Genomic DNA, 14,492 nt, shown 5'->3' with positions numbered 1-14,492 from the left:
CCCCAGCAATGTGTGTTGGGGAACACCTGCCTTTTGGACTCGAGCCCCCCAATGCCCTACTTGGGCGGCTTGAAGCCCTCGAGTTCGGCTCGCACGTAAGGCACGCTGTAACCCCGCTTGACCGGCTTGCCGGTGTAGGCCGCCTCGCGGCGCTGGGGCTTGGTGCCCTCAACTTCGACCAGCATGTCCTCCTTGCCGTAAACAAAGTCGGAGTAGCGGTAGTCGGCCATCTCGAAGTCGTAGCCCATCACCACCGCGCCGGTGGGGCAGGCCTCCTCACACAAGCCGCAGAAGATGCAGCGCAGCATGTTGATCTCGTAGACCCTGGCGTACCGCTCTCCTGCGCTCACGGGGTTCTGGGGGTCGTTCTCGGCGGCTTCTACGTAGATGGCGTAGGCCGGGCAGGCCGCTGCGCAAAGCGAGCAGCCAATGCACTTTTCGAGGCCGTTGGGATGACGGGTCAGCACGTGCCGCCCGTGGAAGCGGGGCTTCAGGGGCACGGGGGCATCCGGATAGGGAATGGTCACCGGTTTGGAAAACAGCGCCTTCAGGGTTATACCCATGCTTTGCGCCAGCGCAGCAATGCTCACAGATTCACTCCTTTCACGATACTAGTCACCCGCGCCCATGCGCGGCAGGGCCCGGGGCTTGGGCTTAGCCGTGAGAATCACATAGGCCGAGAAGACCACCAGGCTGAGCAAGGAGAGCCAGCCCAGCACCGCAACCGGCCACTTGAAGGCCACCACCATTGCCGACAGCAGAAACCAGGCCAGGGCCAGCGGGAAGAGACGACCCCAGCTAAAGACCATGAGCTGGTCGTAGCGCAAGCGGAAAAGAGTCCCCCGCACCCAGATGAAGAAGAACAGGAACAGCGCGATTTTGACGAACATCCAGAGGTAGGGCAGGGCGAACAGGCCGCCGATGAGGGGAATCTGCTCCATGAAGCCGGGCATCCGCCAGCCGCCCAGGAAGAGCGTGGGAATCAGGGCCGAGGCGGTAATCAGGTGGATGTACTCGGCCATCTGGAACAGGGCCCATTTGATGGAGCTGTACTCAGTGTTGTAGCCCCCCACCAGCTCCTGTTCGGCCTCGGGCAGGTCGAAGGGGGTGCGGGCCGCTTCGGCCATGCTGGTGAGGAGGAAGATGGCGAAAGCCGGGAGCGCATACAGCACCAACCAGCCATTTTGGTGCTGCCACTCGACAATCTCCCGCAGGTTCAGGGAGCCCACCAGCAAGACCGGGGCCAGGAGGCTGATGCCCAGGGCCAGCTCGTAGGAGATGAGCGAGGCCGAGGAGCGCAGCGAACCCAGCAGGGAGTACTTGGAGTTGGAGGCCCAGCCCGCCAAAAAGATGCCGTAGATGGCGATCTCCGAAACCGCGAACACGTACAGGATGCCCACGTCCAGGTCGATCACCCAGGGGTCGTAGCCAAAGAAGGCGTCCTTGGGGCCAAAAGGGATCAGGCCAAAGGTGAGCACCGCAAAGGTGACGGAGATCATAGGGGCCAGCACGAAGACCACTTTGTCGGCCCTGGCAACCACCAGGTCTTCTTTGAAGATGGACTTGATGGCGTCGGCCAGGGGTTGCAGCAGGCCATCGGGCCCCACCCGGTTGGGCCCCTGGCGGATCTGGATGCGGGCCAGCAGGCGCCGCTCGATCAGGGTCATGTAGGCAAAGGCGGTCAGCAGGCCAAAGATGACCAGAAAGGCCTTGAGGCCCACCATCCACAAGGGGTCGGTGGCGCTCGAGCTGGCCGCAGGGGTGGCCTCGGCGGCCAGCGCCAGGCCAGCCAGGAGCGGCGCGCCAAAAGCCAGGCGCGTGTAGAGGCACCCCATGCGCGGGTGCTTCCGTTGAGTCTGGTTCATGCGGCACCTCCTACCAGAATTTTGGCCTCCACGCTGCGGCCCGCCCAGGCCCCCAGCGCCGGCATGTACATCACGCCATCGGGCAGCCCCGCCACAGTCTTGACCTCGAGGCGCTCCCGTCCACCGGGCAGCTCGAGTTCTACCTGATAGCCGTCGGCCAGGCCCTGTGCGCGGGCCGTAGCCGGGCTCATCTCCAGCCTGACCTCCACCGCTCTGGTCACCGCCCCCACCATCTGCTCACGCCGCCACATGGTCGGGCGCAGGTAGAGGGTTCCCTGGGTAGTATCGGACTCCGAGGCCGCCCAGCCGGTACCTTTGGGTAGCCAGCGCTCGAGCGCCGCCGGCAGTTTGTGCTTTTCGACCAACAGGCGGGTGGCCTGGCGCACCAGCCGAACCGGGGTACTGACCCCCAGAGCCTCGGCCAGCACCGCCAGCGCCGCCACCGCCCCGTCGGCTTCGCCGTTGTTGATGGCCGCGGGCTCCAAAGGCAGCACCCGGCCCTCGAGGTTCAGGGTATGGCCGCGCTTTTCGTATGGGGTCTGGTTGGGCAGGATTACATCGGCGTACTGCTCGGCCAGCGGGTGCCGGTGCGAGAGGTGCAGGATGCGAAAGGAAGCCGCTTTGAGCTGGGCCAGGGTGGGCAGGTAGGCGTAGTAGACCGCTTTGGGGCCGGCCTCGATCCAGCCCGCGCCGCCCTTGCCGGGGAAGAAGCCCAGCGCCTCCAGACCCCGCGCGTTGGCCGCCGGGGTCATGCACATCACCTTGGCGCCGGTGCGTTCGGCGAGTTGCTTGGCCTTGATGGCCGCCTCGGGCCGGTTGAGCACCCCGGCCCCCAGCACCAGCACCACCCGCTGGCTCTTCGCCAGACGCTCCCTGACCCAGGCCACCGCCTCGGCCAGGCCCGCCGGAGCTTCGCCCTGATTCAGCAGGGCCGCCAGCAGGGCCGCCTCGGCCCCCGGTGCATGCACGCCGCTGGCCCCAGCCCACTTGGCGGTGTTGCTGGGGTAGGCGCTGAAGAGGGCCAGCTTGTGGGTCAGGCGGGGCATCCGCTCCTTGATGTTGAGGTCGGCGAAGGGGGTGCCGTGGTTCAGTTTGCCGGCTGGTTTGAGGCCGCGGCTGTACTCCGAGAGCCTGAGGTGCAGGGTGGGGGCCTCCTCGGTGGGCTCGCCCAGCACCAGCACAAACTCGGCGTCCAGCAGCTCATCGAAGCTGGCCGGGGTAAAGCCGGTTACCGGGTAGGCGGTGCGGCCCTGGAAGTCGCGGTGCGGCGTACCCAGGGCCTGGGCAAGCTCGAGGGCCGCCAGACCCTCCTCGAGGGTGCTGCTGCCCGCCAGATACACGCCGATGTCCGATTTGGCCACGCCGCTCAAGCCCTTGCGGATGGCCTCGAGGGCCTCCTCCCAGGTGGTCTCTACCAGCTTTCCGTCCTTGCGAACCAGCGGCGAACGCACGCGGTTTTCGTTCACCCATTCGTGGCCGAAGCGGGCCGCGTCGGAGATCCAGACCTCGTTCACCTCGCGGCGCTCGGCGGCCCGGATGCGCTCGAGCAGCCCGCTCCGGGTGTCCACGGTAATGGCCGCTCCACAGGCGTCGTCCATCGAGGTGGTCTCGGTGGCGTCGTACTCCCAGTTGCGGGCCCGGAAGCGCGCGGTCTGGTCGAGCAGAGCCCCCACCGGGCAGATGTCCACGATGTTGCCGGTGAAGTTGGAGGGCAGACCGTCGTCCTCGCTGTTGATAAAGGTGTGCACCCCCCGCTCGATAAAGTCGAGCACCTCGTCGCCCGGAATCTCCTCGAAGTAGCGCACGCAGCGCTTGCAGTGGATGCAGCGCTCGCGGTCGAGCACGATGAAGGGCGAGAGCGGATGGTGCTTGTCCACGTGCCGCCGGGTCATCTCGAAGCGGGTGTACATGGGCAGCTCCATGGGGTCGGGCTGGTAGAACTTCTCCACCAGGCCGTACTCATAGCTGCGATCCTGCAGCTCGCAGGCCCCGCCCTTGTCGCAGGTGGGGCAGTCGAGCGGGTGGTTGAGCAGGGTCAGCTCCACCATCCCCGACTGGGCGTGCTTCACCTCATCGGAGAGGGTGTCCACCACCATCCCGTCGGTTACCGCGGTGATGCAGGCCGCCGCCAGCTTGGGCATCCAGAAAATTTTGGGCTGCCCATCCTCCATGATGAAGTTGCCGTCCGGCCCTTTGCGCGGGCTGCCGGTCTTAACCAGGCACATCCGGCAGGCCCCAATGGGCGAGAGGTGCTTTTCGGCACAGAACAAGGGCACGTCGTAGCCAGCGTGGAAGATGGCATCCATCACCGAGGTGCCGTTCGGTACCTCTATGGTTCTGTCGTTAATGGTTACCTTGGCCATTTCCTACCTCACCCCCAGCGGCTTCCCAGGCGCTCCACCGGTTTGCCCTGTTCCACAGCCTCCACGAACTGATGGCGGAAGTGCTTGAGGCTGCCGCGCACCGGCCAGCAGGCTGCATCGGCCAGCGCGCAGAAGCTGCGGCCCTCGATCTGGTCGAGCATGCTCTCCAAAAGCTCCACATCGCCTTTCTGACCCTGTCCGGTTCCAATTTTCTCGAACAGGCTCACCATCCACCCCGAGACCCCCTCGCGACAGGGGGTGCACTTGCCGCAGGACTCGTGGCCGTAGAAGCGGGTCACGTTCCACATAGCATCCACCATGCTCATGCTGGCCGGAATGCCGATCACCCCCCCGGTGCCCAGCAGCGAGCCTTTAGCGCTGATGGACTCGTAGTCCATGGGGGTATCGAGGATTTCGTCGTTCCAGGGCAAAGGCGGGCAGGAAGAGCCCCCCGGAATAATGGCCTGGATGGGCTCGGTGGGGCCCCCAGCCCAGTCGAAGAGCAGTTCGCGGAAGGTGGTGCCCAGGGGTAGCTCGTACACGCCGGGACGTTTGAAGGGACCCGAGACCTGGAAGAGCTTGTGGCCCTTGGACTTTTCGGTGCCCATGCTGGCGAACCAGTCGGCCCCGCGCTCGACGATGTGCACCGCCGAGCAGAGCGACTCGACGTTGTTGATGGTGGTGGGCATTCCCCACAGGCCGGCCTGGGCCGGGAAAGGGGGCTTCATGCGGGGGTTGGCCCGCAGGCCCTCGAGGGAGTTCATCAGGGCGGTCTCCTCGCCGCAGATGTAGGCCCCAGCCCCCCGGTGCACGTACAGGTCGAAGCTGAAGCCGGTTCCCATTACGTTCTGGCCCAGGTAACCCGCCGCATAGGCCTCGCGAATCGCCGCGATAAGCCGGTCGTAGGCCCGGCGGTACTCGCCGCGGATGTAGATGTAGCCCTTGCTGGCCTGAATCGCCACCCCCGCAATCATCATGCCCTCGATGAGCTGGTGGGGGTCGTCTTCCATCAGGTAGCGGTCTTTGAAGGAGCCCGGCTCCGACTCATCGGCGTTGCAGACGATGTAGTGCTGCTTGCCGGTGTTTTTGGGCATAAAGCTCCATTTGAGCCCGGTGGGGAAGCCCGCGCCACCGCGCCCGCGCAGGCCGGACTTCTTGACCTCCTCAATCACCCAGTCCTGGCCCTGGGCGATGGCCTTGCGGATGGCCTGATAGCCGCCGTGGGCCAGGTAATAGCTGAGCGTCCAGGAGTTGGGCTGGCCCACGTGTTTGTAAAGGGTCTTCTCGAAACGGGGGTCTTTCCCGCTCACGATGGGGCCGGTCATGCGCCCACCTCCTCCCCACGCACGTGTACCTCGTGCCCCACCTTGCCGGGCAACACGATTTCCTCGAGCTTCTTCCCTTCCCGCAAGCCCTGCAGGAGCGCTCGCAGCCGGGCCTTGGTCACGCACTCCACGTAGGGCTCGTCGTTGACCTGGATCACCGGCGCGGTGTGGCAGGAGCCCAGGCACTCCACCTTCTGAATGCTGAAGAGCCCGTCGGGGGTCACCTCCCCGCGCAGGATGCCCAGCTCCTGCACCAGCTCGTCCCACAGCTCGTCGGCCCCGCCAATGGCGCAGCTCAGGGTAGCGCACACCTGCAGGTGGTACTTGCCGGTGGGCAGGGCCTGGTAGTAACTGTAAAAGCTCATCACCCCGGCCACCTCGGTCGGTGTCGTACCTAGGATTCGGGCGATCTCCTCCTGGCGTTCGGGGGAGATCCAGCCCTCGTCCTGTTGTACCCGCCGGAGCATGGGCATAAGGGCCGCCCGCCGGTCGGGATACTGCGCGAATACCTCGCTTAACCAGTCTTGCTTATCGTCGAAAAATCCCATAGGCCTCCGCATCACTGGGCGTCTGGGCCAGCCAGACCCCCGTTAAGAAACTCACCGATCCACATCCCCCATTACCGGGTCCAGAGAAGCGATTACCGCAACCATATCTGCCATCTGAACGCCCTTGCAGGCATAGGGCAGGCTTTGCAGGTTTACGAAGCTGGGCGAACGTACCTTGACCCGGTAGGGCATGGAACCCCCGTCGGAAACGATGTAGTAACCCAGCTCACCACGGGCGCTCTCGGTGGGCACGTAGACCTCACCCAGGGCCGGGTGGAAGCCCTCGGTGACCAGTTTGAAGTGGTAGATTACCGCCTCCATCGAGGTTTCCAGCAGGTGGCGCGGCGGCAGCGAGATCTGCGGGTTGGGGTCGCGGATGGGGCCCGGCCCTAGGGCCTCGAGCCGCTCTACGGCCTGCCGGATAATCTTGACCGACTCGCGCATCTCCAGGATGCGGATCACCATCCGGTCGAAGATGTCGCCCCCCGTCAGCACCGGTACGTCGAAGTCGTAGGTCTCGTAGCCCGCGTAGGGGTAGGCCTTGCGCACGTCGTAGTTGACCCCCGAGGCCCGCAGGCTACCGCCGGTGAGGGAAAGGTTGATGGCGGCCTCGGCCGGTATCACCGAGACACCTCGAGCCCGCTCGTAGAAGATGGGGCTTTCCCGGAACAAAGCCTCGTACTCGTCAATCCGGGCCGGCATCTGCGCGATAAACTTCTTCACCTCGCCCAAAAACTCCGGCGGCAGGTCTTCCTTGAGGCCGCCAATCCGGATGTAGTTGTGGTGGAAGCGCTGCCCCGAAACCCACTCGAAGAGGTCGAGCACCGCCTCACGCTCGCGGAAGGCGTAGAAGAACGGCGTCAGCGCGCCAAAGTCCAGCAAGCCCGTCCCCAGGAAGACCAGGTGCGAGGCGATGCGGGACAGCTCGTTGAGCATCACCCGGATAGCCTGGGCCCTGGGGGGAACCTGCGCCCCCACCAGCTTTTCCACGCTCAGGGCATAGGCCAGGTCGTGGCTGAAGCTGTGCAGGTAGTCCATGCGGGGGGTGTAGGTGATGCACTGGGTGTAGGTGCGGTACTCCATGTTCTTCTCGAAGCCGGTATGGAGGTAGCCGATATGGGGGGTCAGGCGCAGAATCTGCTCCCCCGAAAGATCCACCACCACCCGCAGCACCCCGTGGGTCGAGGGGTGCTGGGGCCCCACGTTGAGGGTCATGACCTCGGACTTCAGCTCCGGCGCATCGGCGATGTCGTAGGCCTCCACCGAGGGGCTGTGTAGCTTTTGCGGGTCGCGCACCATCAGTTGCCTCCCTTCACAACCTTCTGCACCTCAGCGGCCACGTCCTGGTAGCCCTTGCGGGTACCGCCCCGCCAGCCGGTCATGCCGCTTTTATCGCCGGACAGGCCAGCCCGGAAGGCGTCGGGGTCAATGAAGCGCCCCTCTTTGAACAGCGTAGGGGTCTCGCCCAGGGGGAAGTCCTTGCGCAGGGGGTGGCCTTCCAGGTCTTCGGGGGTCAGGATTTTGCGCAGGTCGGGGTGGCCCTCGAAGCGGATGCCCAGCAGGTCGAACACCTCGCGCTCGAGGTAGTCGGCCCCCATCCACAGGTCGGTCAGGCTGGGCAGGCTGGGGCTGGCCTCAGGCACATACACCCGGATAAAGACCCGGCTGCCATCGCCCCCCTGGTAGCCCGGCAGCGAGACCAGTTCGTAGACCACGCAGAAACGTTCCGGTTTGGGTTGGGGGTATTTCAGGTAGTCAATGCCCACCACGTCGGCCAGGTAGTTCCAGCCCTGGCTTTTGAGCTGGGCCAACAAGGCTTTGAACTCGCCGCGGGGCACCACCACCCAGGTGTTGCCGTGGGCCTCCTCGATGGCCCAACCGTTGGCTTGAGCCTGTTTTTTTAGCTCGGTCAGCTTTTGCATGTCCACCTCGAGCGCCTAGCGCTTCCAGGCCTCCACCTTGGGCAGCTTGCGACCCTGGTCGTCGCGGGCCTTACCCTGGATTTTTTTCTGAAGCTGCATCACCGCATAGATGAGGGCCTCGGGCCGGGGCGGGCAGCCCGGCACAAACACATCCACCGGCACCACGCTGTCCACGTTCTGCACGATGGCGTAGTTGTTGAACATCCCCCCCGAGGAGGCGCAGGCCCCCATCGAGATGACCCATTTGGGGTCGGGCATCTGATCGTAGACCCGACGCATCACCGGGGCCATTTTTTTGGAGAGCCGCCCGGCCACAATCATCACATCGGCCTGGCGGGGTGAGGCCCGGAAGACCTCGGAGCCAAAACGAGATAGGTCGTTGCGGGCGTCGGTCGAGGCCATCATCTCGATGGCACAGCAGGCCAGACCAAAGGTCGCCGGCCACAGGCTATTCGAGCGCCCCCAGGCGATGAGCTTCTCGAGGGTGGTGAACAAAACCCCCTCGTTTTCCAGCTCCTGCACATCTTTTGTGAATAGGTCTGCAATGGTTGCCATTCAAAACCCCCTTTGGGCCGGGCGCGCTAGTGCCATTTCATCACGCCCTTGTACCACTCGTACAAAAAACCCACGAACAACAAAAGCGTAAAGACCAGCAGGCCCACAAAGCCCACCACACCCACGGTGCCGGCGCTCACCGCGTAGGGCCACAAAAAGGCCACCTCCACATCGAAGATGATGAAAAGCATCGCCACCGCGTAGAAGTGCACCGGGAAGCGCTTGACCTCCCCGGCAGGGTCGTTGCCCGACTCATAGGGCATCAGCTTGAAACGCCCACCCTTTTTAGGGCCTAAGAGGGCCCCCACCACGGTTGCCAGCACGGCAATGCCGACGGCAACAGCCAGGTACACCAGTAAAGCCTGATACTCACTTATCGGTGACATGCGCCTCCTCTGCTACTAAGGGTGGTCGAGCTTGTGCCTATCTTCACGAGGCTTGGTAAAGCCCTTGCCGCCCGACCGACTGTCGCCAACATCTTACACTTCCACCTTCCAGACGCAACCAGGTTGTTACTTATGAAGATAGTTTGGAATACGGACAAACATTGTAGAAAAACCTACCGTGACCCTTCCAGCCAAGCCCCAAGGCACTCCCCTCCCAGATCTGCCTTACTGGGAGGGGCTTTCGGAAGAGATTTTTAGTAGCGCTTATCCACCAGGGGCGGCCCTTCCAGGGCCGGGTCGGCCTGAATCTCGTCCAGGCGGATGCCGGTGGCCTGCTGCAAGGCCGGGCCGAGCTGGGGCGGCACCGCCTCGGCCTTGATGCGCAGCGTGAGCTTGTCGGTGCCACCTTCTTTGGTTTCCACCACCAGTTGGGCTCCGCCACGGGGGTCAATGCCAAAGGCCATGAGCAGGGGGGCCAGTTCGGTGGGATAGAGCTTAACCCCCTTCACCTTAACCATCAGGTCGGTGCGCCCAATCACCCCCCTGGGCAGGCAGAGCCGCCCCTCGGGGCGCGATACCACCGCCAGGTCGCCGGTGCGGAAGCGGATCATGGGCATCAGGGTGCGCGAGAGCGAGGTCACCACCATCTCCCCTTTTTCGCCCTCCGGGGTGGGCTCGAGGGTCTCGGGGTCGAGCACCTCGATAATGGCCATCTCGGGGATTTCCCACAGCCCGTTTTTTTCCAGTCCCTCCCCGGCTACCACCCCCAGCTCCGAGGTGCCGTAGGCGTCAACCGCAACCCCGCCGATGGCCTGCTCGAGCTTCTCGCGGTAGCCCGGTACCGAGGTAAAGGGTTCGCCACCAGCCATCAAAAGCTCAAACCGGCCCCCGGCCTGGGCAATTTTCATGGCAAAGCTGGGGTTAGAGACTAGAATCTCGAAGCCGTACTGTTGCTGTAGCTGCACGATGCGCTCGGCCTCACCAGGGCCATGTGGCAAAACCATCGCACCGGCCCGTTGCAGGGCCTCGTGAAACAGCCAACCCCCGGCAAAAATGTGGTAGCCAAAAGCCACCAGGGCTTTCTTTCCGGCCACCCCCAGGCGCTGCATCTGGGCCGATAAGGCCTGGGCCTGGTACTCCACGTCCTCGGCGGAGAGGTACTCGGGCATCCAGCCGATGGCCGGGCTCGGGGTCAGGTGCATCAGGGCCGCGCCTTTGGGGGGCTGGGGGTTCGACTGGATATAGGCCAGCCACTCCTGACGGGTAGTGAGGGGCAGGCTGGTGATGCGTTCGGGGGTCAGGCTCTGGACATCTACGTTACTGAGTTTTTGGGCGTAAACGGGGTGCTTTTGCGCAGCAGCGACCACGGTGCGAAGGCGTTGGACTCGATCCATAGCAGGGCTCCTTTTATCTACACGCCGATTATACGGTTCTCACCAAATCTATGATGATGGGTTGTGCCTCTTCAATGCTCCAAACCATCCCTTTCAATGGGACAGGTGCATTCGTCGCTGCTGCCCAATGCCCCCCTCCAGCAAGCCTCACCTGTACCGCTCGGGGTCATAGTTGAGGAGCAGGTCGTAGAGCATCTGAACCCGCTCCAGAATGACCGGATGACGCTCACCCCAACGGGCCTTGCCCTCCGGGGAGGCAATGTAGCGCACCAGGTCGCCCACCGCCTCGGTGAAGGCTTTGATGGCCGCATCGCCGTATTCGTACAAATTAATCCCGCGATACCACAGGGATTCCTCAACGGCCTTGGCAAACTCGGGTAGGGCCTGCACGCTGGGGTGGGCCAGGGCATACTCGCAGATCACATCGTAGATGCCGCCAGCCCCGAACCAACCAGGGCCATTTTCGTACAGAATGATGGTAGCCATATTTATTATTATCAGGGCTATCGCAGTATGCGGATACGGTTCCTCTGGTCTGGTGGGAGTTCGTTTATCAGCGCCTCCACCACAGCCTTCTGCGCCTCCGGGATGTACAGCGTCTCCACGATGACGAAATCAACCTGCGATAACATCAGCTCCTCCGAGATTTTACGCACAAAACCCCTCGCGTTGAAGTTGGCGGCGAAGGCTTTGGCCTGGCTGGGGTTAACAGCTCATCAATAGTAGATGAAACATGTGGAACATTTCAGAGAATGATCTCGACTTATGTAGAGTGCTTGAGCTTTTTGACTCTCTCCCACTGTTCTGGCGGATACCGCTCATCCCAGTAAGTGGGGTCGTCACTATCCCACACTAGATCACACCTAACATTGCTCCTTAGCCGCTTGTTACACTGCCCCTCTTCTCTAATTCGGATTGAGAATTCCTCGCTGGCAAATAGCATTTTGCTGAGTTGCGGAACGCGGAACAAGTCCAGCCCAGCGGGCAATTTTTTGAAAGCAAGAACATATGCCGCAGATGCTACTTTGCCCCTGTAACCAGAAAGCCAGTTGTAGTGTCCCCTCTTAGTATCCAACACGTCAATGACCTTTGTGCAGTTAAACAAGTAGTATGGACTGTCGCCAGTAGACTTTAGCGGTAGCAGTTCCCCAGAGCCGTAAAGGCAGTCATCAAAAAGTTGAAAGACATACTCATCCATGATGAGAGAGCTCACGGGATGGCAGTAATCAAAGTTAGCAGGTGGAGTATCCTTCGGGTGATTGTCGTAGTTAAATACCACGGCTGGAATCTCCCAGTTCTCCCTAGCCCAGTGGTCGGCTAAGCTAGAGCCACCTGATTCAAAGGACGCTCGTATCAGATCCATTACCTCATGAGTCCTGGAGCCAAGACCTAAGGTAGGCCAAAGGCAACTATCAGAGTCTCGCAAGCCGCTGCTTATGGCATAAACTCTCATACTTCGGGATTACCTCGTTGGGAAAGTACCTGCTAGTAGCTCATCTGCAATCTTTTGTAGCTCTTTGCGAACTTCCCTGGAGAGGCGGTCAGGATTGCTACCGAACCGGCGATCCAGTTCCGATAACCTATCGTAAACATTCCTAAAATATACTTTTGTATGCATGCCACTATGTTCTGTTGCATTGGGATATTTGGTGTCGAATATCCTGAGTTCTCCCCTCTTCCAAGGGAGTAATACACCGTTAGACGCTTCGTTAACACTCACTCCGGCCTTCGCCAGAATTCTACGTGCTTCCGAGCAGTTATCAAATCCTCCATCGTCACAAGCCGCAAAAGCTTTAGTGGCGTTCATCGGAACTATGTGGTGTGGAGCTGCATCATCAAGTTCAGATTGGGGAATTCCTTTTGCTGCAAATTTGCTTCTGAATGTTCCTTGAATAGCCTTGTTAAACCTAGTGTATAGACAGCCATTACTGGACTGAACCGTTATCTGGCTTTCCGTTAGTCCTACGACAAGTAGAGAAAGTTCTGCCAAACTGTGGTGCTTAGCCCCCTTCGAAACAGCTCCCAAGTAGCAGGCTTCAGAAAAATTTGACCGCCTCGCATCTCCCAAGCCCACATCCACCTTGCGGAGTGCAGTATCAGGTTGCAGGCTTTCCCTCGCCCTAACGGCAGTTGCTGTCTTGTCATATAGGACGACGCAGCCTAGCCCAAGCGGTCCAAACCGGCAACCCGGTGCTCGAACGATTTCCACAACCCTGCCGAACCGCTGCCGCAGGCCGTCCACCAGCGCCTGCGGCGAGAGCCGCCCGCGGGTGAACTGGACGAACTGTTCGCGGATGACCAGGGCCACCAGGCCCCCGCCCTGCCGGCTGATGGCCAGGCTGACGCGGTAGGCGGCCTTGACCCCAGCGGTCACGTCCCCCACCCCGCCGGTGCCCAGGTCTAACGCCAGCCCTGCCGCCGAGAGCACCGCCAAAACGGGGTCTACCTGCCTGCCGGTGGCGGCGTTGTAGAGCTGCTCCAGGCCGTCCACGGCATCGCCCACGATGGGGATGAAGCCCAGGATCAGCCGGGCGATCTCACCGGCGCTGCTCTGGGCCCGCAGGCCCTGGCTGTTTGGTACTAAAGCACTCGGCTAGCCGCTTACGAACCTATGCAAGTGGTGGTAGGCCGTACCAAATGCCCCCCTCCAGCAAGCCTCACCTGTACCGCTCGGGGTCATAGTTGAGGAGCAGGTCGTAAAGCGCTTGAACCCCCTCCAGGATGACCGGATGACGCTCACCCCAACGGGCCTTGCCCTCCGGGGAGTCAATGTAGCGCACCAGGTCGCCCACCGCCTCGGTGAAGGCTTTGATGGCCGCATCGCCGTGTTCGTACAAATTAATCCCGCGATACCACAGGGATTCCTCAATGGCCTTGGCAAACTCGGGCAGGGCCTGCACGCTGGGGTGGGCCAGGGCATACTCACAGATCACGTCGTACATGCCGCCGGCACCAAACCAGTTTTTGCCGGGTGTTTCGTACAAACGGATGGTAGCCATATTATTTGTTTAGGAGTTACGCAGTTGGGTGAAGGATGTGGATGGGATTGGCCAGGTAACTTCGTATCGCCTCGCGAATGATGCTTGTCTTGGACTCGTACCAGCTCACCCCCGTCCGCAAGCGGTATGCCTCCAGCCTGAGGAAAGCCCGCAGGGCCAGCAGCAGGTGGCCTAAGACCGAAGCCTTCTTCCTCACCTGGGCCCGCTCCACCCCGCAACACCCCTTGAGGCCCCGGTGGTAGACCTCTATACCCCATCCCGCCCGCTCCAGCTCCCCCCGTTGATCCTCGCGCATCCCCAGGTCGTTGGTCGCCCAGTACTCTGCGTCCCCGTCTTTTGAAACCGTCCGGAACACCCTGACCAAACCAAAACCCTTCAGGTGCACCACCCTCCCCGCCGGGGGTATCTCTACCTCGCTCACCGGCCGCAGCCCCGCCCCCTCAGGGTTCACCAGGCGGTTCCCCTTCAGCCGGGTGAGGAAGCGCCAGCCCAGGCCAGCAATCCCCTTCAGGTTCTCCAGCGAAGCGTACCAGCTATCCATCAGCACGTACGCCGGGGCAAAGCCCCGTCCCTTGGCCACCCGCAGCATCTCCAGAAAGTGCGCGTTCTTGCTCGGGCCCCCCGAAGGCTTGTCGTAGACCCGGAAGTCGCAGGGGACGATCCCCTCTCGGGACGGGCTGTGCCCGTGCACCAGGGAGATGAGAGCCTGGCCCTCCGTCCACAGCAGGGTCATGAGGGCGATCCCCTTGACCACCCGCTGGTGCTTGCCGCTCCAGTGGTAGGTCACCAACTCCATCCGCCGGGCGTAGGGTTTATCCAGGGTGGTATCGTCCAGCACCAGAAGCCCTCGGGTGGGCTCCACCAAGGCCCTGGCCTCCTGCCACAGCGCCTCCGTGTCGGGAGGCTGTCGCTGGAGCAGACGGGTGAAGGCATCGTGGGCTGGAGCCTCTGGTTGGCAGCGGGCGGCTTCGCTGCAGGTAAAGACCCTCTGGGCAGCGATGAGGAAGTGGATGTAGTCCAGGTCGTTGCACTTTGGTGGGTTCATAGCAGCTAATCCCTCTTAGTCTGTGTGCTTTGCAGAAAAGGGTAGCCGAGGAGAGGGGAGGAAGGCAACTGCGTAACTCCTATTTGTTAT

Annotated in this window: 16 protein-coding genes; all 16 read right to left on the bottom strand. The window is 62.2% G+C overall.

Translation table 11 applies throughout. The features are described 5' to 3' along the window. Positions 1 to 56: 56 nt before the first annotated feature. The 16 genes from nuoI to Q0X18_RS04830 all read right to left on the bottom strand — a co-directional run bounded on the left by nuoI (position 57) and on the right by Q0X18_RS04830 (position 14,402). The gene (gene nuoI, locus Q0X18_RS04905; protein WP_297559291.1) at positions 57 to 590 is read right to left on the bottom strand and encodes an NADH-quinone oxidoreductase subunit NuoI; all 534 of its coding nucleotides are present in this window, start codon (positions 588 to 590) and stop codon (positions 57 to 59) included. Between the two features lie 21 nt (positions 591 to 611). Next, on the bottom strand, positions 612 to 1,724 hold the full coding sequence (gene nuoH, locus Q0X18_RS04900; protein WP_297562990.1) for an NADH-quinone oxidoreductase subunit NuoH: 1,113 nt from the start codon (positions 1,722 to 1,724) through the stop codon (positions 612 to 614). Between the two features lie 137 nt (positions 1,725 to 1,861). Then, positions 1,862 to 4,228, bottom strand: coding sequence for a molybdopterin-dependent oxidoreductase (locus Q0X18_RS04895; protein WP_297559289.1), 2,367 nt, complete (start codon positions 4,226 to 4,228; stop codon positions 1,862 to 1,864). A gap of 8 nt (positions 4,229 to 4,236) precedes the next feature. Beyond that, positions 4,237 to 5,553: an NADH-quinone oxidoreductase subunit NuoF gene (nuoF, locus tag Q0X18_RS04890; protein ID WP_297559286.1), complete on the bottom strand. Its 1,317-nt coding sequence runs from the start codon at positions 5,551 to 5,553 to the stop codon at positions 4,237 to 4,239. Continuing rightward, on the bottom strand, positions 5,550 to 6,101 hold the full coding sequence (nuoE, locus tag Q0X18_RS04885) for an NAD(P)H-dependent oxidoreductase subunit E (RefSeq protein WP_297559284.1): 552 nt from the start codon (positions 6,099 to 6,101) through the stop codon (positions 5,550 to 5,552). The genes nuoF and nuoE overlap by 4 nt, the downstream gene beginning before the upstream one ends. A 51-nt stretch (positions 6,102 to 6,152) precedes the next feature. Beyond that, positions 6,153 to 7,400 (bottom strand): NADH dehydrogenase (quinone) subunit D, encoded by a 1,248-nt coding sequence (gene nuoD, locus Q0X18_RS04880; protein ID WP_374707501.1) that lies wholly within the window; start codon positions 7,398 to 7,400, stop codon positions 6,153 to 6,155. Next, on the bottom strand, positions 7,400 to 8,023 hold the full coding sequence (locus Q0X18_RS04875; RefSeq protein WP_297559282.1) for an NADH-quinone oxidoreductase subunit C: 624 nt from the start codon (positions 8,021 to 8,023) through the stop codon (positions 7,400 to 7,402). Before Q0X18_RS04875 ends, nuoD begins: the two co-directional genes overlap by 1 nt. A gap of 15 nt (positions 8,024 to 8,038) precedes the next feature. Further along, complete coding sequence (locus Q0X18_RS04870) at positions 8,039 to 8,578, bottom strand: NADH-quinone oxidoreductase subunit B family protein (protein ID WP_013014132.1); 540 nt, start codon at positions 8,576 to 8,578, stop codon at positions 8,039 to 8,041. 26 nt (positions 8,579 to 8,604) lie between these two features. Continuing rightward, a complete protein-coding gene (locus tag Q0X18_RS04865) occupies positions 8,605 to 8,964 on the bottom strand; it encodes an NADH-quinone oxidoreductase subunit A (protein WP_297559279.1) in 360 nt (119 codons plus the stop codon). Between the two features lie 254 nt (positions 8,965 to 9,218). Then, on the bottom strand, positions 9,219 to 10,358 hold the full coding sequence (locus Q0X18_RS04860) for a phenylacetate--CoA ligase family protein (RefSeq protein ID WP_297559277.1): 1,140 nt from the start codon (positions 10,356 to 10,358) through the stop codon (positions 9,219 to 9,221). A 147-nt stretch (positions 10,359 to 10,505) separates the two neighbouring features. Continuing rightward, positions 10,506 to 10,844 carry a hypothetical protein gene (locus Q0X18_RS04855; RefSeq protein ID WP_297559274.1) on the bottom strand — a complete coding sequence of 113 codons (339 nt, stop codon included), beginning with the start codon at positions 10,842 to 10,844 and terminating at the stop codon, positions 10,506 to 10,508. A gap of 17 nt (positions 10,845 to 10,861) precedes the next feature. Continuing rightward, a complete protein-coding gene (locus Q0X18_RS04850; protein ID WP_297559272.1) occupies positions 10,862 to 11,014 on the bottom strand; it encodes a hypothetical protein in 153 nt (50 codons plus the stop codon). 107 nt (positions 11,015 to 11,121) lie between these two features. Then, the gene (locus tag Q0X18_RS04845; protein ID WP_297559270.1) at positions 11,122 to 11,721 is read right to left on the bottom strand and encodes a hypothetical protein; all 600 of its coding nucleotides are present in this window, start codon (positions 11,719 to 11,721) and stop codon (positions 11,122 to 11,124) included. Positions 11,722 to 11,820: 99 nt separating this feature from the next. Then, positions 11,821 to 12,849: an AHH domain-containing protein gene (locus tag Q0X18_RS04840; RefSeq protein ID WP_297559268.1), complete on the bottom strand. Its 1,029-nt coding sequence runs from the start codon at positions 12,847 to 12,849 to the stop codon at positions 11,821 to 11,823. 166 nt (positions 12,850 to 13,015) lie between these two features. Beyond that, on the bottom strand, positions 13,016 to 13,357 hold the full coding sequence (locus tag Q0X18_RS04835; RefSeq protein ID WP_297559265.1) for a hypothetical protein: 342 nt from the start codon (positions 13,355 to 13,357) through the stop codon (positions 13,016 to 13,018). Positions 13,358 to 13,373: 16 nt separating this feature from the next. Further along, positions 13,374 to 14,402, bottom strand: coding sequence for a transposase (locus Q0X18_RS04830; RefSeq protein WP_297559263.1), 1,029 nt, complete (start codon positions 14,400 to 14,402; stop codon positions 13,374 to 13,376). Positions 14,403 to 14,492 lie beyond the last annotated feature (90 nt).

This window comes from Meiothermus sp. (assembly GCF_026004075.1).
Classification (GTDB): Bacteria; Deinococcota; Deinococci; order Deinococcales; family Thermaceae; genus Meiothermus.
Note: the sequence above shows the minus strand (reverse complement) of the source record. Positions and strands in the feature narration are given on the sequence as shown.